We start from the raw sequence: 19,674 nt of genomic DNA, 5'->3' as shown, positions 1-19,674 counted from the left end.
GCGGGTCCAATACAGAACGTTTTAACGCCCACCGGCCGAACGCGCACCCATGGCCATCAAGCCCGACTACGTCAAGAAGACGGGGAACATCCTCCTCGAACGCTACCCGGACGCCTTCAGCCGCAAGGACTTCGAACACAACAAGGAGGCCGTTCAGGAGCTCACGAACATCGAGTCGAAGGAAGTCCGCAACCGCATCGCGGGCTACATCACGCACAAGCGTAACTAGCGCCCGAACCGAAGCCACTTTGTCCTCCTCGCACCTGTGGCGAGGTAATGACTCGCGTAGCCGTACTCGGAGCGACTGGTGCCGTCGGCCAGCGTTTCATCCAACTGCTCTCCGAGCATCCGGAGTTCGAGATCGCCGCACTGACCGCGTCCAGTTCCTCCGCCGGCAAGCCGTATCACGAGGCCGCGAAGTGGCGCGTCGACACGCCGATTCCGGAGGCCGTTCGGGACGTCGAGGTCGTCGAGACGGACCCGGACGCCATCCCGGACGACGTCGACCTCGTCTTCTCCTCGCTCCCTTCCTCGGTCGCCGAACGCGTCGAGCACGGCTTCTGCGAGGCGGGCTACGTCGTCTCCTCGAACTCCTCGAACGAGCGCGCCGCCGAGGACGTGCCGCTCGTCATCCCCGAGGTGAACGCCGAGCACCTCGACGTCATCGAGGTCCAGCGCGATAATCGGGGATGGGACGGCGCGCTCGTGAAGAACCCGAACTGCTCGACGATCACGATGGTCCCGACACTGGCGGCGCTCACCGACTTCGGCCTCGAGCGCGTCCACGTCTCGACGCTCCAGGCGGTTTCGGGGGCGGGCTACTCGGGCGTCACGTCGATGGAGATCCTCGACAACGTCATTCCCTACATCGGCGGCGAGGAGGAGAAGATGGAGACCGAGAGCCGCAAGCTCCTCGGCGAGTTCGACGGGAGCGAGATCCGCTGGCACGACGTCGACGTCTCGGCGTCGTGTAACCGCGTCGCGACGCTCGACGGCCACCTCGAGAACGTCTGGGCGGAGCTCTCCGAGAACCCGACCATCGCCGACATCTACGAGGCCTTCGAGGCCTACCCGTCGCAGGAGCTCCACTCGGCGCCCGACCCGCTCATCGAGACGTTCGACGAGCCGGACCGACCGCAGCCCCGTCTCGACCGGTTCCTCGGCGACGGGATGGCGGTGGCGGCGGGCGGCGTGCAGGAGACGCCGGCCGGCATCCAGTACAACTGCCTCGCGCACAACACGATTCGCGGTGCGGCGGGCGCGTCCGTGCTGAACGGCGAGTTGCTCGCGCGCGACGGCTGGCTCTAGGGCCCTACGCCACGCGCTCGAAGAAGTGGACGACGGCGTTCCCGTCCTCGTCGGGGACACCGAGGTCGGCCGCGTCACGTACTTCTACGGCGGTTATCTCGAAGGTCGCGCCGTGTACCTCGAAGGTGTCCCCGGGGTCGGCGACGCGCTCGTGGAGCGTCAGCGTCTCGATGTCCCCGGAGAGCAGCTGGCGCTTGAGGTACTCGCTCGGGACGTACCGGTCGACGTCGAGCTGCGTCTGTGGCATACCTACACATTGTGTGCCAATGACTATCAACCTTTGTGCCGGCGCGCGACCGTGGACGAACGTCTACTTCGCGTGTGTCGCTCGTGCCCCCGCCCGCTGTGCGCTCGGGTCCGGTCGCCTCGCCGGCCGAGAGCGCGAGCGTGGGAGTTACGGGCCTCCCCCGTCACGACGCGGTATGGAGCGAGATTCGCTCGTCACCGCCGTCTGCGTCGCGCTCGCCGTCGGCGCGTGGCTCGTCGCCGCCCAACTCACCGACAGCGACCCCGTCCTCTGGGCGGTCCTCTTCGGCATCGGCCTCGGCGGCCCCGCCCTCTACCGGTACGCCGCACGGGGGACGTAGAACGCGGCGTAGCCGGTCGGCAGACGCCGTCCTCGCCGGTAAGGCAAGGGTTTTTGGCAGGCATCGGTAAGGTCGCGGTATGAGCGGTACCGTCACCCTCTCGTGCCACGCGAAGCTCGCCCGCGTGGTCCTCGACAACCGGGGCCCACTCTCCCCCGCCGAAGTCGCGAGCGAAGCGCGTATCGACGAGGACGAAGCGCGCGACGCGCTCGCCGAGCTCGCGGAGGTCGGCCTCGCAGAATGCGTCTGCGGGGTCTGTGCGACCCGCGAGCAGGTCTATCAGCTCCGCGAGGACGCCGCCGAGAGCGAGAGCGCGGGCGACGCCGTATAGCGTAGCCCTCAAGCGCGTGGCCGCCGTACCGTGCGCTGCGTGCCTTTAGTCCCCGCCCGAGCACACCCACTCCGGGCGCGATGACGCGCGGAGAACCCGGGCACGCGACAGCCGGCGGACCTCACGGACCGCCGATGAGGCGGCGTCAGCCGCCGACCCCGAGGATCAGCGATCCTCCGGCCGAGACACGTCACGTCTCGCGCGGGACCAACTGACCCCGCGCCGACCCTGCCCGGCACGAGGGTTTCCCGGCCGACACGGCACGCAGCCCAGGGATGAGGCCGGTCGTTAGTGTTCCGGGCAGCACATTTCGTACTGGACAGCGACCGCGCCGTCGAGCGACGCCCGCGTCTCAGTCCTCGATGTCGACGGCGTCCCGCTCTATCGCCGCGACCTTCTCGTCGCCCTCGTGGACGAGGACGACGTCGTGATGCTTCTCGTCGGAGGCAACGCTGAACGCCCCGCTCGTGCGCGGGACGCGTCCACGGGTCCCCCGCACGAGCTTTCGGACCGCTTCCTTCGCGTCCGCCGGCAGGTCCTCGAAGCTGTCGTATTCGGCCATCGTTCGTCTGTCCCACACGTGGCGGAAAAGCGTGGCGCCGCTCGGAGGCGGTCGCTGTGTCGCCGTCGCCGTCGATGGGTCACTGTTTCGCTACGGCTCCCGGTCGCGCACGACGAGCACGGGCGCGACGGCGCCCTCGGCGACGCGCTCGGACTCCCCGCCGAAGAGCACGGACCAGAGGGACTCCTCGCCCGCGCCCATGACGATGACGTCGAAGTCGGCCGAGCGCGAGACGATGTCGTGGACCGGCGAGTCGGCGGGACTCGTCTCGGTGGTGATGCGGGTGACGTTGAGGCCGCGCTCGGCGAGGCTCTCGCGCGCGCCCTCGACGGCGGCCTCGGCGTCGTACTCGTCGCTCCCGAGTCCCCAGAGCGTCACTTCGCCGTCGCCGTCCGCGAGGAGGGTGGCGACGAGGTCGGCGAGGCGCTCGCGGTCGACGACGCCGCGGATCGGGACGAGGACGTCCGAGACCTCGCCGACCGGGTTCGGGAGGAGGACGGCGGTCGCGCCGACGTCGGCGGCGACGCGCTCGACGGTCTGGTCGCGGTCGTGCGTGAACGCGACGCGCGTCTCGACGTCGCCGCCGGCGTCGCGGAAGACGGCGGCGAGGTCATCGACGGCGGTCTGTGCGCGCTCCTCGAACTGCATGCTCGCCTGTTCGGTCGGTGTTTGCTCGGGGAGGACGTGGTAGCCGAGCACGACCACGTCGGCGGGCGCGAGGAACGCGGCGAGCGACTCCGAGACGGATTCGCCCTCGAGCACTTCGACGGGCACGAGCACCTTCGGCGGTTCGCGGATCGCGAGGTCGTCCGTGGTCTGACTCATCGCTTAGAGCACCCCTTTGAGGCTGACGTCGCTCGCGTAGTACTTGTACCATCCGGCGGCCGCGACCATGACGACGAGGCCGATTATCTGGGAGGCGCGCTGCATGAAGAAGATGAGTCCGAAGCTCGCGAGCGCGCCGAGGCCGGCGACGACGCGGTAGGCGGGCACGCGGAAGTCCGGGTCGTACCACTCGGGTTCGTCGCGGCGCATCGCGATGAGTGCGACGCACATCAGCCCGTACATGATGAGGTGGAGGAAGGACGCGACTTCCGCGAGCACCTCGGTCTCGCCGAGCGCGACGAGGACGAGGACGGGTCCGCCCGCCATCGCGAGCGCGACGTGCGGCGTCCCGTACTTGAGGTTCATGCGGCTGGCCCGTTGGGGGATGAGCGCGTCCTTGCTGACGGCGAACACCGCGCGCGAGGTGGAGAGGATGGAGGCGTTCGCGGAGGAGACAGTGGCGAGGAGACCGGCGACGAGGATGGCGAAGACACCCGCGATGCCGAACAGCTCGGCCGCGACGTCGACGATGGCGGTCTCGCCGGCGCGTCCGAGCGCGAGCGACCCCATCGCGCTCGTCGCGACGAAGATGGTGCCGACGTAGAGGACGCCGACGATGAGGACGCTCCCGACCATCGCGAGCGGGAGGTTCCGCCCGGGGTTCTTGATGTCGCCGGCGACGGTGGCGACCTGCGCGAAGCCGAGGTAGGAGGTGAAGACGAGCGCGGCCGTCGTGAAGACGGGCGCGACGCCGAACGGCAGGAACGTCTCCGGGGTGGTGGCGCGCCCGAAGACGCCGACGGCGTCGAGGCCGCCGTAGCCGAGGAAGAGGACGAGGATGGTGAGGAGGAGGCCGACGACGTAGTTCTGGAGCTTCGCGGCGTTCTCGGTGCCGAAGAGGTTGAGGCCGGTGAGGAGCACGCCGAAGACGAGCGCGAGCGGCGTGACGACGCCGAGGCCGCCGATGGAGGCCCCGATGCCGGCCTGCACGAGCAGCTCGGCGGCGTAGTTCCCGAAGCCGACGAGGTAGAACGCGGTCGCGAAGACGAGGCCGAGCCAGATGCTGATGCCGACCACCGCGCCGGGGAGCGCGCCGAGCGCGCGCGAGATGAAGTAGTAGCCCCCGCCGGACTTCGGCATCGCGGTCGCGAGCTCGGACGCGGGGAGCGCCACGAGGAGGGCGATGACGGCGCCGATGGCGAAGGAGCCGGCGGCCGCCGGGCCCGCCTGGCCGGCGGCGAGTCCGGGGAAGACGAAGATGCCGGCGCCGATCATCGTCCCGACGCCGATGGCGACGCCGCCGACGAGGCCGATGGAGCGTTCGAGTTCGGTTCCCTCCTCGGTGACGGACGCCTCCGCGTCGGCGTCCACCGGATGCCCCGCCTGCGTCGGCGATGCACCCGCCTCCTCCGTTCCGCTCCGCTCTGGTTCGTGCGGCCCGTCCATGTTCGCGTGGGCACGCGGCTGTCGGAATAATGTAGCGGCCGGACGCCGACTCCCAATTCGGGATGCGTCCGGCCATATTTATAACGGTCCTGCACGTCACCCCGCTATGGAGACTCGTCCGCTCGGCGGGACCGGCCACGACAGCACCGTGATGACGTTCGGCGCGATAGCGCTGAACTGGCTCGAACAGGAGGGCGCGAACCAGATGGTCGAGCACGTGCTCGACGCGGGCGTCAACCACTTCGACGTCGCGCCGACGTACGGCGACGCCGAACTCAAGCTCGGCCCGAAGCTCCGCCAGCACCGCGAGGAGATCTTCCTCGGCTGCAAGACACAGGAGCGCGACTACGAGGGCGCGCGCCACAAACTCGAGCGCTCGCTCGACCGTCTCGGCGTCGAGAAGATCGACCTCTATCAGGTCCACGGCCTCGAGTACGAGCACGAGCTCGAGGAGATAACGAGCGAGGACGGCGCGCTCGCGGCGTTCCGCGACGCGAAGGACGAGGGCCTCATCGACCACATCGGGCTGACGAGCCACGCCGACCCCGGTCTCATCCTCGACGCCGTCGAGCGCATCGACGACCTCGAGACGCTGATGTTCCCGATGAACCCCGTCGTCGTCGGGAAGGACGACGACGAGCACGACTACGCGGGCGTGCTCGAACGCGCCGCCGAGGAGGACATCGGGACGCTCGGCATCAAGGCGTTCGCGCGCGGGCCGTGGGACGACCGCCCCGAACACGACCGCCCGTTCGCGAACTGGTACGAACCGGTGGACACGCCCGCCGAAATCGAGGAGCGCTTCGACTTCGCGGCCTCGCAGGGGCTGACGAGCGTCATCAACCCCGGCGACCCGAAGCTCGTCGCGATGGTGCTGGCCGCCGCCCGGAACTACGACGGGATGGACGACGCCGCCCAGCGCTCGCTCGTCGAGCGACTGCGCCACGAGGAGAGCCCGGTCCCCGAGCAACTCCACCACTAGATGGTGCCCTCGACGGTGCGCGCGGCGCTCGCCGACCAGCCCGTCTCGGGCGCGGTCTGCCTGGAGGCTGGCGCGGGCGTCGGCAACACCACCGTCGGCCTGCTCGAGGCGGGGGCCGAGCGCGTCTACGCCGTCACGGACGACGCCGCGCACGCCCGAACGACGCGCGAACGCGTCGGCGACGACGAGCGCGCCGCGGTTCTGGAGGCCGACCTGCGCGCGACGCCGCTCCCCGCCGACTCGGTGGACCTCGTGACGGCGCACGGCCTCTGTAACGTGCTCGCGCCCGCCGCGCTCGACGCCGTGCTCGCCGAGTTCGCGCGCGTCGCCGCGCCCGGCGCGCGCCTCCTCGTGAACGACTACGCCCCGCTCCCGGCGGGCGCGCGGATGCGAGACGTCGTCGCCGTCGAGAACGCGGCTCACGAACTCGCGTTCGGCGACCCCGCGCTGACGTTCTACCCGTCGCGCCACCTGCGACGGCTCTGCGAGGGGTGGGAGTGGGCGTTCGAGCGCGAGCGCACGCTCCTGGAGCCGGTGCCGTGGACGGGCCAACACGTCCGGGCGCACCTCGGCGTGGCGCGCGACGCCGCGCGCGAGCTCGACGGCGGCGTCGCCGACGGCCTGCGCGAGGACATCGCCCGACTCGAGGACGACTTCGAGGGCGAGGACGCCGGCCGGATGTACGGGCTCGCGTTTCGTCGCTCGGCTTAGCGTAACGGTTTACCGCGCCGCTCCCGACGTATCGAGTATGCCTATCGAATCGGAGGCGCTCGCGGACCTCGGTCCGGCGCGTCGACGCGCGCTCTTCGAGCGCGACGCCGGCATCGACGCCGTCCGCGACGACGTCCGCGACATCGTCTCGCGCGTCCGCGAGGAGGGCGACGCCGCGCTCCGCGAGTTCGCGAGCGAGTTCGACGGCGTCGAGGTCGGGAACCTCGACGTGAGCGATCAGGCCGAGCGCGCCTACGACGAGATCGACGACGACGTGCGCGACGCCATCGAGACCGCCGTCGAGAACGTGCGGGCGTTCCACGAAGCCCAACTCCCCGAGGACTGGACGCGCGAGTTCGACGGCCGCGAACTGGGGCGGAGGTTCCGGCCCGTCGAGCGCGTCGGCGCGTACGTCCCGGGCGGGGCCGCCACCTACCCCTCCAGCGTCGTGATGACCGTCGTCCCGGCGACGGTCGCGGGCGTCGAGCAGGTCGCGGTCGCGACCCCGCCCGCGGAGGAGCTGAACCCCGTGACGCTCGCCGCCTGCCACGCCGCGGGCGCGGACCGCGTGTACGCCGCCGGCGGCGCGCAGGCCATCGCCGCGCTCGCGTACGGTACGGAGACGGTCGACCGCACCCAGCTCGTCGTCGGCCCCGGGAACAAGTGGGTGACCGCCGCGAAGGCGGAGGTGCGCGGCGACGTCGAAATCGACTTCCTCGCGGGCCCCTCCGAGGTCTGCGTCGTCGCCGACGACACCTGCACGCCCGAGTTCGTCGCCGCTGACCTGCTCGCGCAGGCCGAGCACGACCCGAACGCCTCCGTCGTCGCCGTGACGGACGACGAGGCGACCGCCGACGCGGTCTGCGACGCCGTCGCGGCGGGTCTCGAGGGTCGCGAGCGCGCCGACGTCATCGAGGCCGCGCTCGATTCGGACGCGAGCGGCGTCTTCCACGCGCGCTCGATGAGCGAGGCCGTGCTGTTCGCGGAGGAGTACGCCGCCGAGCACCTCTCCGTTCAGGCCGCCGAGGACGAGGCGGTACTCGAGCGCATCGACAACGCGGGGAGCGTCTTCCTCGGGCCGTACACGCCCGTCGCCGCCGGCGACTACGCGACCGGGACGAACCACGTCCTCCCGACGAACGCCGGCGCGAAGGTACAGGGCGGGCTCTCCGTCGACACCTTCGTCCGCGCGAGCACCGTCCAGCGCCTCGATGAGGGCGCGCTCGCCGACCTCCGCGACACCGTCACGACGCTCGCGGACGCGGAGGGCCTCGAAGCCCACGAGCGCAGCGTCGACGTCCGCTTCGACGACTGAGCCTCTAGCCTTTACTACTCGGGCGTCGAACGGCCGGCGTGTCCCTCCACGCACTCGCCCGTTCCCTCCCGGACCGCGTCACCGCCCGGCAGACCGCCGTCGTCGTCGCCCTCCTCGCCGCCGTCCTCGCGTGGGAGCGCGTCGTCCGCGCGACGTCGCACGCGCTCGCCGCCGTGCCCGGTAGCGGCCTCCTCGTGCGCGCGCTCCTCTCGACCGCGCTGTTCGTCGGCGGCGTCGCGCTCCTGGCCGCCGGCTACGCCGCGTCCCGCCCCGTCGATGCCGGCCTGCGGTGGCCGTCGCGGGACGACGCCTCGACCGTGGCGCTCGCCGCCGTCGGCCCCGTGGTTCTCGTCGGGGCGACCGCCGCGCTCGCTCGCGTCGTCTCCGTGCCCTACGGCGCGCTCGCGAAGACGCACTACGGGGCGACCGACGCGCTCGTGCCGATACTCGCCGTCGCGGGCCTCGGCCTGCTCGTCAGCGTCCCCGGCCTCCTCCTCGTCTGCCAGCTCCTCGTCCAGACGCCGCTCCGCGAGGCGCTCGACGCACGCGAAGCGGTCGCGGCGACGACGCTCCTCGCCGGCGTCGCGCTCGTGAGCGACACCGGCGGGTTCGCGCTCGCGCCCGACCTCGGCTGCCTCGCCGCCGCCGTCGTCCTCGGTGGCCTCGCCGTGCTCGGGTCTCTCGCGAACGCACGCCTCGGCGGCGAGCGTGCGCGCGCGCTCGCCGCGGGCCTCCTCGCGATCCTCGCGGTGGCCGTCGGCGCGTCGGCGCTCGACGTGCTCGCCTCGCTCGTCGCCGGCGCGTACGTCCTCGCGCGCGTCTGCGTGCTCGCCGTCGCCGCCGTCGCCTACGAGCGAAGCGACTCGCTCCTCGCGCCCGCGCTCGCCTACGCCGCGTTCGCGCTCGCGGAGGTCGCCGTCCTCCTCGCCGGCGCCGGCGGCCCGGCGCCGTTTTGAGCGCCGTCTCACAGGAACCGGCGGGCGCGTGAACCGACGCCACAGTTAACCCTCTGGGCGACGTGGTTCCGACTATGAGTACGACCGCCGACGGTGGCGCGGAGACCCGGACGGTCACCGTCACCGAGGACGCCGCCGAGCAGGCGCTCGCCCTACTGGAGAGCGAGGAACTGGACACGGACGTCGCTGGCCTGCGCCTCTTCGTCCAGCAGGGTGGCTGTGCCGGACTCTCCTACGGGATGCGCTTCGACGACGCGCCCGAGGACGACGACACCATCGTCGAGGCCCACGGCCTCCGCGTCTTCGTCGACCCCTCCAGCGAGAAGTACATCGCCGGCAGCAAGCTCGACTACGAGAACGGCCTGCAGGCCGCCGGCTTCAACGTCGAGAACCCGAACGTCGAGGCCGAGTGCGGCTGTGGCGAGTCCTTCCGGACCTGATTTAGGCGTCCCCTCCCTTCTCGCGGTATGCCCACGTCGCGAGCGGCCGCCCTCGGCACCGTCGCCGGCTACGCCGAGGCCGCCCGCCACACGCACGACGGCACCTTGGAGTCGTTCACGGACCGCCACGGCACGACCTGTCGCGGCTACCGGTTCACGACGGCGGACGACGAGCCCTACTTGGTCTACGGCCCGGAGAGCGCCGAGTACCTCTACGTCACGTCGCATCACGCACCCGTACAGGCGCTCACGTTCGAACTCGGGGAGGCCGACGTCGAGGAGTACGCGTCGCGCGACGTCGCCTACGAGGACGGCGACGAGCCGGAGTCGCGCGTCGCCGCGCGCGCCGCCCTCGACGAGGCGGACGGGATGCGCGAGGCCATCGAGGAACTCGAGGCCGAATGCGACACGAGCGACGTCACCTACGAGCCCCACTACACGCGACACGGCGCGCTCAGCGAGTTCTACTTCCACCGTCGCCTCTTCCCCGACGGGCGCTTCGCCCCCGAGGACTTCGACGACGCGGTGCGCGCCGTCACGAGCGCGGTCTCGCGCGCGTACCACGCCTACTACCGCCTCCTCGACCTGCCGGTTCTGGAGGGCGACGTCGAGCAGGAGCCGCCGACGGGCCGCGACTACGTGAGCGGCGGCCGCGGGTTCGAGTAACCGTCGGGCCGAGCGACAGCGAGGGCCGACGAGAACACGAGCGGGGAGCGGGAGCGACCCGCGAGTAACGCGGCAACCGAAGGGCGTCGCGATGAGGCGAGCGGGGAGCGTCGCGAGTAACCGTCAGTCCTCGCTGTCGCCGAGGCCGAAGGCGACTTCGACTTCCACCTGATACTGTCGTTCGTCGCGGCCCTCGATGCCGACGCGCTGTTCGACGACTTCCGCCCACGAGACGTTGTCGAGCGTCTCTTCGGCGCGGTCGAGCGCGTCGTCGACGGCGTCCTCGAAGCTCTCTGTGCTGGTGCCGACGAGGTCGATCTTCTTGTAGACCATACGTCCCCGTTCTCCGGGCGCTCTGTTAAAGGTGGTCGCCGGGTACGGAGAACCGAGCGAAGCGAGGGGTCACGGGGCGGCGAGCGCTGAGCCACGCGGAAACGCGGGTTCCAGCGAGGCGCGAGCGCGGACGCGAGCGGGGTGAACCCGTCACTCGCCGTCGCGCGCTTCGAGGCGCTCGGCGAGGACGTCGACGATCCCGGAGAGGTAGGCGGTGCCCCAGACGGCGACGACGAGCGCGCCGGCGGTGTCGAAGACGAGGTCGAGCATCGTGTCGGTGACGCCGTACTGGGTGAGGATGCTGGTGACGCCGGCGAGCGCGGCGACTTCGGAGATAGCGAACTCGATGACCTCCCAGAAGACGCCGAAGGCGAGCGTGATGACGAAGAGGAGTACGAAGAGGAACGGCGGCGGGAAGTCGACGTGCTCGGTGTGTTCGTCGATGGCGCGGACGGCGGCGTAGCCGACGGCGGCGACGACGGAGGAAGAGAGCGTGTGCGTGAGGTGGTCCCACCACCAGACGTTCTTGTAGAACGAGCCGGTGCCGGGGACGCCGACGGTGCCGAGGGCGTGGAGGAAGACGGCGAGCGTCACCCAGAGGACGAGCGCGGGGTCCATGGGGACGCCGTAGTCGCGTTTGAGGACTGCGGGGAGATAGGAGACGCCGAGGCCGACGGCGGCGTTCACGACGACGCCGGGTTGCCCCTCGTAGAGGCCGACGAAGCAGAAGCCGACGAGGCACAACTGGAGGACGTGCACGAGCTGTGCCTGGCGGCGCTTCGAGACGCCGAGGCGCTCCCGAATCCTCATGGGAGCACCTCCTCCGCGAGGCGGTCCTCGGCGCGGACGCGGCGGCGGAAGTAGAGGACGAAGAGGACGGCTCCCGCGACGCCGCAGACGGTCGCGGCGACGAAGTCCCACATGAGGGCTTCGAGGGAGGCGGCGTCGACGGCGGGCGTGATGGGGCGCGAGACGTAGACGAGCGTGGTGTGGAGGTAGACGTCGCTGAGCCACTGGACGACGGCCCAGAGGCCCGCGACGGCCATCGTGGTGACGACGACGACGAACCCGGCGACGCCGTCGGTCATGCGGACGCTCGTGAAGACGTCGAGTTCGACGACGGCGACGAGCGCGAGCGCGGCGACCGAGAGGTAGGTGGCGAGCGCGGTGGTGAGCCACCACGTCGCGAGGGCGTGGCCGAGGACGGGGAGGAACGCGACGAGCAACACCTCCCACGGGAGCATCACGCGCGGGGCGCGGTAGACGACGGGGGGGACGGCCGCGAGCGCGGCGACGCCCGCGCAGAACGCCGCCCACGCGAAGTCGCCCTCGACGAGGCTCGCGAGCGCGACGCCCGCGACGAGGGCGAGGAGCGCCCAGCCGAGTGCCGCGTTCGTCCGCTCCGTTTCGAGGACGCGCCCGAGTCGCCGCTCGTCTCTCATTCACTCGGGGTTCGCTCCGGGGTGATACAAAACCACCGGGCGACGGCGCTACAGGAGGAGGTAGGCGAGGGTGTAGCCGGCGCCGGCGGCCGTCACGGCGGCGAGGCCGGTGACGAGCGCCGTCGGTGCGTCTGGGAGGCGGCGCTGCAGCGGCTGGACGAGGCCGACGACGCCGACGGCGGCGACGCTGAAGACGAAGTGGTACGACACCTGGAGAGTGGGCGGGGTGATGACGAGCGCGGCGAGCGCGTACGCGCCGCCGGCGGCCGCGCGCCCGTGGAGGTGGCGACGCATTGGGACGCCGGAGACGCGGTGGTACGCGTAGACGCCCGCCCAGATGCAGGCGAGTTCGAGCGCGAACGCGGCGAGGAGGTCGAGCGTGGGGTCCGCGAAGAGCACGGGGCGCGCGGTGAGCAGGTGCTCGGCGAACGGGTAGAGGAAGTGCGGTGGCTCCCCGGTGAGCAGGTCGCCGAACGGGTGGGTGATGAGGCCGGCGAGCGCCGCCGCGGCGAGCGCGCCGACGCCGAGGTCGAGGTAGCGCGCGGCGAGGACGGCGACGGCGATGCCGGTGGCGGAGTAGACGGCGATGACGGCGGCGGCGAGGCCGCCCGAGACGACCGCCGCGACGCCGACGAGCGCGAGCGTGCCGACGCCGGCGAGGACGCGATAGCGGCGGCTGGCGGCGAGCGCGAACGTCGCGGCGGCGAGCGGTGCGAGCACGAGCGAGTGCGTGACCGCGCGGTGGACGACGGTGCTCGCGCTCCAGAAGGCGTTGGCGGCGGCGAGCGGTGACGACGCGTCGGCGGCGAGGAGGCCGAGCGGCGCGTACGCCATGTCGACGTCGGGCACGGCGGCGAAGAGGCCGGCGGCGACGCCGAGCGCGAGCGCGCGTTCACGCCCGAGGCCGTACCGGTACGCGAGGAGGGCGACCAGCGCGAACGCGATGGTTTCGTGGCCAACGAACATACGCACTCGAACGCGCCCGACGTATGAAAACCTTCCACTGGTGCGCCACGTCGTGGCGTGCTACTCGCTTGCGGTCGTCTCGCCCTTCTTCGTCCACTTCTTCTCGACTTCAGCGTTGGCGCGCACGACGACGTCGTCGCCGACGTCGAAGCGCGTCTTGCGGAGTTCGATCTCGGACACGGTGCCGTCGGTGTCGCCGGCGACGACGCGGTCGCCCGGGTTGAAGTCGGGGTCGCGAAGGAGGTAGATGCCGGCGACGGCGTCCGCGAGCATCCCGCTGAGCGCGTAGGAGACGCCGAGCGCGAGGAAGCCGGAGGCGGTGCCGAGCGCGGCGGCGATGCTCGGGAGGCCGACGAGCGTGAGGAAGGCGAGGATCGCGCCGAACCAGAGGAAGACGCCGATGAGCGTGCGCGCGAACTGGACGTATATCTCCTGGTCGGTGGTGCGCGAGACGACGACGCCGACGCCCCAGAGGACGGTTCTGATGACGGCGTAGGCGATGACGAGGAAGACGATGCCGGCGAGTATCTTCGGGAGCGCGGCGACGATGCCGTCGACGAACCCCTGTACGGTGTCGTTGACGACGCTGCTCACGGTGGGCATGCTCGGGGTGTCGAACGGGTCGGACAAATAGCTACGGCCCGAGCGGGCCGCACCGAGTCACGCCTACGGCGTCGGCGGGGCGCGTGCGACCTGATACTCCCCGTCCTCGGCGACGCCGATGACCGCCCACTCGTAGTCGTGGTCGTCGGCGTCGAGCGCGCGTTCGAGTCGCTCGACGTGGTCGTTCCACGTCACGAAACAACGCATGCGGTCGCCGTCGCCGGTGCTCACGTCGTCGGTCACCGCGAGGACGTCGACCTCCTTCCACTCGCGCGCGGCGCGGAAGCTGTTGCCGGCGTCGCCGGTGACCTCGTAGCCGAGGTCGGTGAAGATCTCGCGCGCTTCGTCCACCGGAGGCGTGTTACTCGGTACCATCCATCACACTCTTGGAGCGGATGGGTAATAACTGTTGTTGCGCACCCGCTAGATGTTCCGGCCCGCCGTCGCGCCCGGCCGTCGTCGCGTCGAACCGGCCCCGCGCGTTCGCTCGCGGGTCCTCCCTCCCGTTCGTCGATTCGCGGTTCCTCCCACCGTCGGAACCGCGGTCACTCGTGCGCGGCGTCCCACTCGTCCGGCTTCCGCCAGTTCCCGCAGCTGTTGCACTCGATGCGCCCCATCGCATCCATCGCGTTGTCGATCGACTCGCAGTTCGTGCAGTACCACCCGTAGCGGACCTCGCGGTCGGGCGTCCGGTAGACGACCATGAACGGCCCCTCGTCGCCGCGCTCGCCCTCGTCCTCGGCGACGTAGACCGTCTCGCCGTCGTCGGTCTCGAACTCGAACATACGACGTAGTCGGAGCGACGGGGCCTTTACGCCTTCCGTCACCGACCGCAGTGGGGAACGCTTAGGCCACCGGCACCCCTCGCGTCGAGTAATGACCACCGTCGTCGTGCCGGTCCGCTACCCGCTCACCCGTCACTCGCGCGCGACGCTCCGTGCCGCCATCGACCTCGCGGAGGAACGCGACGCCGGCCTCACCATCCTCCACGTCGACCTCTACCAGAACGATAACCGGGTCACGTGGAGCGACCTCAAGCACGCCGTCGAGCGCTCCTTCGGCCAACTGGACAACGCCCGCTACGTCGTCCGGCGCTCCTTCCTCGTCGAGGAGACCATCCTCGACGAAGTCGCCGCCGAGGACGCCGACGTCGTCGTCATCGGGAGCGCACAGGCCTCGCGCTGGCGGCGCGCGCTCCGCTCGCTCCTCGGCGAACCCGACATCGAGGCCTACCTCCGCGAGCAACTCGACTGCGAGCTCGTCACTGCCGCCGTCTGAGCGCCACGTTCGCCTCCCCGCTCTCCTCGTCGAAGACGTGCTGGACGTGCGGGTACGCGAACGCGACGTCCTCGCGGCCCTCGAACTCCTCGCGGATCGCGCGCTGGACGTTCGAGCGGATGCCGGGGAGTCGATACGGCTGTTTCGCCCAGTAGCGCAGCGTCAGGTCGATTCCGCTGTCCGCGAACTCCTCGAGGTAGCACGTCGGCTTCGCCGGGTAGCGTGCGCTCCCGATGCGGATGTCCGGGCCGCCCTCGATGACCTCCTCACAGCGCGCCGCCGCGCGCTCCATCGCCCCGCGCGCGGCCTCCACGTCGCTCTCGTACGTCACCTGCACCGTCAGCGAGAGGCGCGTGCGCTCGTCCTCCGCCGAGTAGTTCACGATGTTCGTCTCGCGCATCTCCCCGTTCGGCATCACGAGGAAGGTGTTGTCGAGCGTGAACACCTTCGTGTACCGGAGGGTGATGTCCTCGACGAACCCGCGCTGGCCGGTCTCCGTGAACTCGATCATGTCGCCGATCTCGTAGGGCTGGTCGGCGAGCACGAATATCCCGTTGATGATGCTCCCGACGATCGGCGCGAGCACGATACCGAGCACCGCCGAGAACACCGTCACGGAGACGAAGAGGTTCCCGAGGCCGAGCCCGACCGTCCAGAGCGCGACGACGATGCCCACGAAGAGCACGCCCGTCCGGATGAGGCGCAGGACGGTGCGCGTCACCGACGGCCGCATGAAGCGTCGCGCGACCCGGCGGCCGAGCACGCCCGTGAGCACGCGCCCGGCGTACCAGCTGACGACGATGGCGAGGACGGCGAAGACGACGCCGAAGTCGTGGACGAACCGCGTGGCCTGCGCGACGAACTCCTGAATCTCGAGCGGCCACGGCATACCCGAAACCGTCGGCGGCCCCCGCGAAAAGGGTTGTCCTCTCGACGCCCGCGAGAATTCCTGCCGAAGCGAGTGGTTTTTAGCTCCCACGTCTCCCACGTTCGACCATGAGCGAGTCCGACCTCCGCGACGTTCTCGAGCACGTCGGGGAGGGGTTCGACCTCGGCGAGTACGAGATCGCGGCCTACCTCGCCGTCCTCGAGCACGGCGAGATGACGGCGAGCGAGATAGCCGACGAGACGGACGTCCCACAGCCCCGCGTCTACGACACCGTGCGGAGCCTCTCCGACCGTGGGCTCGTCGAGCTCCGCGAGTCCCGCCCGATGGTCGTCGTCGCCGTCGACCCCGACGAGGCGTTCTCCTCGCTTCGCTCCTCGCTCGTCGACCTCGTCGACGACCTCGAATCCCTCTACACCGCGCCGTCGCGCGAGACCGAAGCCGTCTCGCTCGTGAAGAGCCGCACCACCATCCTCCGCTACTTCCGCGAGACCATCGAAGCCGCCGAGTACGAGCTCGCGCTCTCGCTCACGCCGTCGCTCGTCGGGCGCTTCGAGGACGAACTCCGCGCGGCGCGCGAGCGCGGCGTCGACATCGAACTCGTCGTCACGCCCGCCGCCGACGCCCCCGACCGGCGCACCTACGACTACGGCAGAATCGCCACCGCCGCGCGCGCCCGACGCGGCATCACGACGCCGCTCCTCGCCGTCGCGGACGGCGACTACTCCGTCTACGCCACGCAGGACGCCATCACGTCCAACCCCGACCGCTACGCCGTCATCTTCAACCGCTCCGCGCTCGGGTTTCTGGTCCTCGGCTTCTTCGGCACCGTCGTCTGGACGACCGCCGAGACCGAACTCCTCGAGCACACGACCGAGATCGACCTCCCACGGCGCTATGCCTCCATCCGGCGCTGCGTGAAGGACCTCCGCGAACTCGAGGGCGACCTCTACGCGACCGTCGAGGGCCGCGACGTCGAGTCCGGCGACTCGCGCGTCGTCAGCGGGCGCGTCGTCCAGACCGAGTTCTCCGAGTCCGAGGAAGTCGCGACGCTCGTCCTCGAGACCGGCGAGGGCGACGACGTCGTCTCCATCGGCGGCCGCGTCGCCGCCTACGAGGACGTGGAAGCCTACGAGATAACGGTCGCGCGCGGCGACGCCCCGCCGACGGCGGACTGAGCCTCAGTACTCGCGGACGCCCTCGTCGGTGACGACCCGGTCGAGGAGGCGGACGGGCGTCGCGTCGTACGCCGGGTTACCGACGTCGAAGCCCTCCGGCGGCTCGAGGATGACCTCGCTCGGCGACCGGAAGTCGTTCTCGAAGCGAAAGCCCCCGCTATCGACGAGCTTCGCGGACGACCCGGTCGCGACCACGGGGACGCCCGCGTCGTTCGCGACGGTGGCGACCGGATAGGTGCCGACGCGGTTGTAGAGCCGGTCGTCGACGATGCAGTCCATCCCGACGAGCACCTCGTCCACCTCGCTCATGTAGTGGCCGGCCGCGCCGTCGACGATGAGCGTCGCGTTCACGCGGTCGATGCCGGCGAGCGTGCGCGCGGTCTTCCGCCCGAGATAGCGGGGGCGGGCCTCCGTGACGTAGACGTCGAGGTAGGCGCCGCGCTCGGCCGCGGTCTCGATCGCCTCCAGCACCGTCGTCGAGTAGTCGTGCGTGAGGAGCGTCATCCCGTCCGCGAGGCGCTCGGCGACGCGCTCGGCGGCCTCGTGCTTCGCCGTCTCCACGCGCTCGACGACGTCCTCGATGGCGTCCGCCGTGACCGCCTTCGCCGCCTCCACGGTGTCGGGGTCCGCGTCCTCGACGGCGCTCACGATCTCGTGTTGGGTCGTCACGAGCGAGGCGTGCGAGGGGTTCGCACGCCGGAGCGCCGAGCTGTTGCGTTCGAGCGCCCGAACGTACTCCTCGACGGTCGGGAACTCCTCGTCGTCGAGGTCGGCGAGCGCGCGCGCGGCCTTCACGGCGACGGCCGAGGAGGAGTGTGTCTGCATCTCGGCGATCTCCTCGACGGTCTCGTCTATCATATCCGAGCAAGCGACCCGTGGTACCCTGAAGCTTGCGACGGCGGGCGGGGTGGATACAGAGCTATCCGTGTGCGCGCCCACACCACCCCCATGGTCGCCGTTCGCTACTACTGTCCGCGCTGCCGGACGCTCGCCGTCCTCGACCGCGACGCCTACCTCAGCGACAAGTCCGTCACGCCCTACCCCCTCGAGGGCTGGACGTACGCCGCGCCCGCCGACGACTACGAGGGCGACGCGTTCGACGGCGTCCGCTTCGTCTGCGGCGAGAGCGACTGCGAGTGGGAGCCGCCCGTCGAGGGCGAGAGCGGGGGCGACGCCGCAGGCTGTGGCGAGCCCTTCTACCTCAACTTCGTGCGCTACGAGGGCGGGGAGGAAGTCGCCGCCGAGGGCGAGCGCGAGAGCGAGTCCGTCGAGCTCGCGGAGGGGCGCGTGCCGCGCGGGCCGTCCGGTCCGAGCGGTCCGGGCGGGCCGACGAACCGCTGAGGGCGAACGCGTCCCTCAGCCCTTGATGTTCACGACGGGGTAGGTGCGCGCGACCTTGTCGCCGATGCCGAGTTCGTCGCTCACGCGAACGACCTCGTCGACGTCCTTGTAGACGCCGGGGGCTTCCTCCGCGACCGTCGCGCCCGACTCGGCCTTCACGTAGACGTGCTCGTGCTCCTGCAGGTCGGACTGGACGTCCTCGCCGCGGTACTCGCGTTTCGCCTGCGTCCGACTCATCAGGCGGCCCGCGCCGTGCGCCGTCGAGCCGAACGTCCGGGCCATCGACTCCTCGCCGCCCCGGAGGACGTAGCTCCCCGCGCCCATGCTCCCGGGGATGATGACGGGCTGCCCGACGTCGCGGTACGCGCTCGGCACCTCGGGGTGGCCGGCGGGGAACGCTCGCGTCGCGCCCTTCCGGTGGACGTAGAGCTCCTTCTCCTCGCCGTCCACCTCGTGGACCTCCTTCTTCGCGATGTTGTGCGCGACGTCGTAGAGCAGCTCCATCCCCAGCTCCTCCCACGGCGTCTCGAAGACGTCCGCGAACGTCTCGCGCACCTGGTGGGTGATGAGCTGGCGGTTCACCCACGCGAAGTTGATCGCCGCGCACATCGCGCCGTAGTAGTCCTCGGCGAGGTCGCTCCCGGCGGGCGCGGCCGCGAGGTTGTCGTCCGGGAGGTCGGCCAAGAACTCCTCGTACTCCTCCTCGATGCGCCGGAGGTAGTCGGAACAGACCTGGTGGCCGAGCCCGCGAGAGCCACAGTGGATGAGCACGACGAGCTGGTCCGCCTTGAGGCCGAACGAGTCGGCGACGTCCGCCCGGTAAACGTCGGTGACGCGCTGGACTTCGAGGAAGTGGTTGCCCGACCCGAGGCTTCCGAGCTGGTTGCGCCCCCTGTCCTTGGCCTTCTGCGAGACCTTCGCGGGCTCGGCGTCCGGGCGCATCCCCTCGTCCTCGCAGTGCTTCAGGTCGTCGCGCGTCGCGTAGCCCGCCTCGTGCGCCCAGTCGAGGCCGCGTGAGAGCGCGCCCGACATCGTCTCCGCGTCGCCGTTCACGACGCCGCCGCCGCCGAGGCCCGTCGGGACGGCGTCGAAGAGCGCGTCCACGAGCTCCTCCTCGCGGCCGCGCACGTCGTCGTACGTCAGGTTCGTCTTCACCATCCGCACGCCGCAGTTGATGTCGAACCCGACGCCGCCGGGGCTGATACAGCCGTCTTCCGCATCTATCGCCGCGACGCCGCCGACGGGGAAGCCGTAGCCCTGGTGGCCGTCGGGCATGCAGAGCGCGTGTCGTTGCACCCCGGGGAGGTGCGTGACGTTCCGGATCTGTCCGAGCGTGTCGTCGTCGGCAATCTCCTCCAAGAGGGCCTCGCTCGCGAGGACGCGCGCCGGCGTGTTCATGCCGTCCTCGCGGGCGATCTCCCAGACGTGCTCCTCGATCTCCTCGAGGGTGACGTCGTCGGCGTCGAACGTGGTCATACTCCTCTCTGTGACTGCCGGAGTCGTAAAAGGACCGTTCGC

27 protein-coding genes are annotated in these 19,674 nt (G+C 70.7%); 13 read left to right on the top strand and 14 right to left on the bottom strand.

Annotated features, from left to right (window positions below):
* The first annotated feature begins 49 nt into the window (after positions 1–49).
* Together EFA46_RS00590 and asd are read left to right on the top strand one after the other, a co-directional pair.
* Positions 50–229 (top strand): 30S ribosomal protein S17e, encoded by a 180-nt coding sequence (locus EFA46_RS00590; protein WP_123075753.1) that lies wholly within the window; start codon positions 50–52, stop codon positions 227–229.
* 47 nt (positions 230–276) lie between these two features.
* On the top strand, positions 277–1,308 hold the full coding sequence (gene asd, locus EFA46_RS00585) for an aspartate-semialdehyde dehydrogenase (protein ID WP_123075755.1): 1,032 nt from the start codon (positions 277–279) through the stop codon (positions 1,306–1,308).
* A gap of 4 nt (positions 1,309–1,312) precedes the next feature.
* On the opposite strand, the gene EFA46_RS00580 is transcribed toward asd, so the two are convergent.
* A complete protein-coding gene (locus tag EFA46_RS00580) occupies positions 1,313–1,555 on the bottom strand; it encodes a hypothetical protein (protein ID WP_123075757.1) in 243 nt (80 codons plus the stop codon).
* A gap of 175 nt (positions 1,556–1,730) precedes the next feature.
* Between EFA46_RS00580 and EFA46_RS00575 the strand changes: the two genes are divergently transcribed.
* Both EFA46_RS00575 and EFA46_RS00570 read left to right on the top strand, forming a co-directional pair.
* Positions 1,731–1,895 (top strand): hypothetical protein, encoded by a 165-nt coding sequence (locus EFA46_RS00575; protein ID WP_158604252.1) that lies wholly within the window; start codon positions 1,731–1,733, stop codon positions 1,893–1,895.
* Between the two features lie 79 nt (positions 1,896–1,974).
* Positions 1,975–2,226, top strand: coding sequence for a hypothetical protein (locus EFA46_RS00570; protein WP_123075759.1), 252 nt, complete (start codon positions 1,975–1,977; stop codon positions 2,224–2,226).
* A gap of 352 nt (positions 2,227–2,578) precedes the next feature.
* On the opposite strand, the gene EFA46_RS00565 is transcribed toward EFA46_RS00570, so the two are convergent.
* From EFA46_RS00565 to EFA46_RS00555, 3 genes are all read right to left on the bottom strand, one after another.
* Positions 2,579–2,788 (bottom strand): hypothetical protein, encoded by a 210-nt coding sequence (locus EFA46_RS00565; protein ID WP_123075761.1) that lies wholly within the window; start codon positions 2,786–2,788, stop codon positions 2,579–2,581.
* 90 nt (positions 2,789–2,878) lie between these two features.
* The gene (locus tag EFA46_RS00560) at positions 2,879–3,613 is read right to left on the bottom strand and encodes a universal stress protein (protein ID WP_123075763.1); all 735 of its coding nucleotides are present in this window, start codon (positions 3,611–3,613) and stop codon (positions 2,879–2,881) included.
* A 3-nt stretch (positions 3,614–3,616) separates the two neighbouring features.
* On the bottom strand, positions 3,617–5,059 hold the full coding sequence (locus tag EFA46_RS00555) for an APC family permease (protein ID WP_123075765.1): 1,443 nt from the start codon (positions 5,057–5,059) through the stop codon (positions 3,617–3,619).
* Positions 5,060–5,165: 106 nt separating this feature from the next.
* Here EFA46_RS00555 and EFA46_RS00550 point away from each other — a divergent pair, with 106 nt between their 5' ends.
* The 6 genes from EFA46_RS00550 (at position 5,166) to EFA46_RS00525 (ending at position 10,129) form a co-directional block, all read left to right on the top strand.
* On the top strand, positions 5,166–6,041 hold the full coding sequence (locus EFA46_RS00550) for an aldo/keto reductase (RefSeq protein ID WP_123075767.1): 876 nt from the start codon (positions 5,166–5,168) through the stop codon (positions 6,039–6,041).
* Entirely contained in the window at positions 6,042–6,752 is a 711-nt protein-coding gene (locus EFA46_RS00545) for a class I SAM-dependent methyltransferase (protein ID WP_123075769.1), read from the top strand.
* A 43-nt stretch (positions 6,753–6,795) separates the two neighbouring features.
* Positions 6,796–8,067, top strand: a complete 1,272-nt coding sequence (hisD, locus tag EFA46_RS00540) for a histidinol dehydrogenase (protein ID WP_176969868.1) — start codon at positions 6,796–6,798, stop codon at positions 8,065–8,067.
* A 38-nt stretch (positions 8,068–8,105) separates the two neighbouring features.
* Positions 8,106–9,023, top strand: coding sequence for a hypothetical protein (locus EFA46_RS00535; RefSeq protein ID WP_123075773.1), 918 nt, complete (start codon positions 8,106–8,108; stop codon positions 9,021–9,023).
* Positions 9,024–9,097: 74 nt separating this feature from the next.
* Positions 9,098–9,463 carry an iron-sulfur cluster assembly accessory protein gene (locus tag EFA46_RS00530; RefSeq protein ID WP_123075775.1) on the top strand — a complete coding sequence of 122 codons (366 nt, stop codon included), beginning with the start codon at positions 9,098–9,100 and terminating at the stop codon, positions 9,461–9,463.
* A gap of 27 nt (positions 9,464–9,490) precedes the next feature.
* Positions 9,491–10,129 carry a hypothetical protein gene (locus EFA46_RS00525; protein ID WP_123075777.1) on the top strand — a complete coding sequence of 213 codons (639 nt, stop codon included), beginning with the start codon at positions 9,491–9,493 and terminating at the stop codon, positions 10,127–10,129.
* Positions 10,130–10,252: 123 nt separating this feature from the next.
* On the opposite strand, the gene EFA46_RS00520 is transcribed toward EFA46_RS00525, so the two are convergent.
* The 7 genes from EFA46_RS00520 to EFA46_RS00490 form a co-directional block, all read right to left on the bottom strand.
* Complete coding sequence (locus EFA46_RS00520; protein WP_123075779.1) at positions 10,253–10,462, bottom strand: dodecin; 210 nt, start codon at positions 10,460–10,462, stop codon at positions 10,253–10,255.
* A 150-nt stretch (positions 10,463–10,612) separates the two neighbouring features.
* A complete protein-coding gene (locus tag EFA46_RS00515) occupies positions 10,613–11,272 on the bottom strand; it encodes a hypothetical protein (protein WP_123075781.1) in 660 nt (219 codons plus the stop codon).
* Positions 11,269–11,904, bottom strand: a complete 636-nt coding sequence (locus tag EFA46_RS00510; protein WP_123075783.1) for a hypothetical protein — start codon at positions 11,902–11,904, stop codon at positions 11,269–11,271. Before EFA46_RS00510 ends, EFA46_RS00515 begins: the two co-directional genes overlap by 4 nt.
* 48 nt (positions 11,905–11,952) lie before the next feature.
* Positions 11,953–12,870, bottom strand: coding sequence for a metal-dependent hydrolase (locus tag EFA46_RS00505; RefSeq protein ID WP_123075785.1), 918 nt, complete (start codon positions 12,868–12,870; stop codon positions 11,953–11,955).
* Positions 12,871–12,930: 60 nt separating this feature from the next.
* Positions 12,931–13,473, bottom strand: coding sequence for a mechanosensitive ion channel family protein (locus EFA46_RS00500; RefSeq protein ID WP_123075787.1), 543 nt, complete (start codon positions 13,471–13,473; stop codon positions 12,931–12,933).
* A 63-nt stretch (positions 13,474–13,536) separates the two neighbouring features.
* A complete protein-coding gene (locus EFA46_RS00495; RefSeq protein WP_123075789.1) occupies positions 13,537–13,848 on the bottom strand; it encodes a hypothetical protein in 312 nt (103 codons plus the stop codon).
* A gap of 170 nt (positions 13,849–14,018) precedes the next feature.
* Positions 14,019–14,258 carry a DUF5816 domain-containing protein gene (locus EFA46_RS00490; RefSeq protein WP_123075791.1) on the bottom strand — a complete coding sequence of 80 codons (240 nt, stop codon included), beginning with the start codon at positions 14,256–14,258 and terminating at the stop codon, positions 14,019–14,021.
* Positions 14,259–14,349: 91 nt separating this feature from the next.
* On the opposite strand from EFA46_RS00490, the gene EFA46_RS00485 reads away from it, so the two are divergent.
* Entirely contained in the window at positions 14,350–14,751 is a 402-nt protein-coding gene (locus EFA46_RS00485; protein WP_123075793.1) for a universal stress protein, read from the top strand.
* Here EFA46_RS00485 and EFA46_RS00480 read toward each other — a convergent pair.
* Positions 14,735–15,640, bottom strand: coding sequence for a mechanosensitive ion channel family protein (locus EFA46_RS00480; RefSeq protein ID WP_123075795.1), 906 nt, complete (start codon positions 15,638–15,640; stop codon positions 14,735–14,737). The two genes, EFA46_RS00485 and EFA46_RS00480, sit on opposite strands and share 17 nt — an antisense overlap.
* A 107-nt stretch (positions 15,641–15,747) precedes the next feature.
* On the opposite strand from EFA46_RS00480, the gene trmB reads away from it, so the two are divergent.
* Entirely contained in the window at positions 15,748–16,815 is a 1,068-nt protein-coding gene (gene trmB / locus EFA46_RS00475; protein ID WP_123075797.1) for an HTH-type sugar sensing transcriptional regulator TrmB, read from the top strand.
* Between the two features lie 3 nt (positions 16,816–16,818).
* On the opposite strand, the gene EFA46_RS00470 is transcribed toward trmB, so the two are convergent.
* A complete protein-coding gene (locus EFA46_RS00470; protein WP_123075799.1) occupies positions 16,819–17,673 on the bottom strand; it encodes a translation initiation factor eIF-2B in 855 nt (284 codons plus the stop codon).
* Between the two features lie 90 nt (positions 17,674–17,763).
* Here EFA46_RS00470 and EFA46_RS00465 point away from each other — a divergent pair, with 90 nt between their 5' ends.
* Positions 17,764–18,156, top strand: coding sequence for a hypothetical protein (locus tag EFA46_RS00465; RefSeq protein ID WP_123075801.1), 393 nt, complete (start codon positions 17,764–17,766; stop codon positions 18,154–18,156).
* 15 nt (positions 18,157–18,171) lie between these two features.
* On the opposite strand, the gene EFA46_RS00460 is transcribed toward EFA46_RS00465, so the two are convergent.
* Positions 18,172–19,632 (bottom strand): RtcB family protein, encoded by a 1,461-nt coding sequence (locus tag EFA46_RS00460; protein ID WP_123075803.1) that lies wholly within the window; start codon positions 19,630–19,632, stop codon positions 18,172–18,174.
* Positions 19,633–19,674: the final 42 nt, after the last annotated feature.

The organism is Halarchaeum sp. CBA1220, from assembly GCF_003721175.2.
GTDB lineage: Archaea > Halobacteriota > Halobacteria > Halobacteriales > Halobacteriaceae > Halarchaeum > Halarchaeum grantii.
The sequence above is the reverse complement of the archived record's forward strand: the minus strand, read 5'-3'. Positions and strand labels throughout refer to the sequence as shown.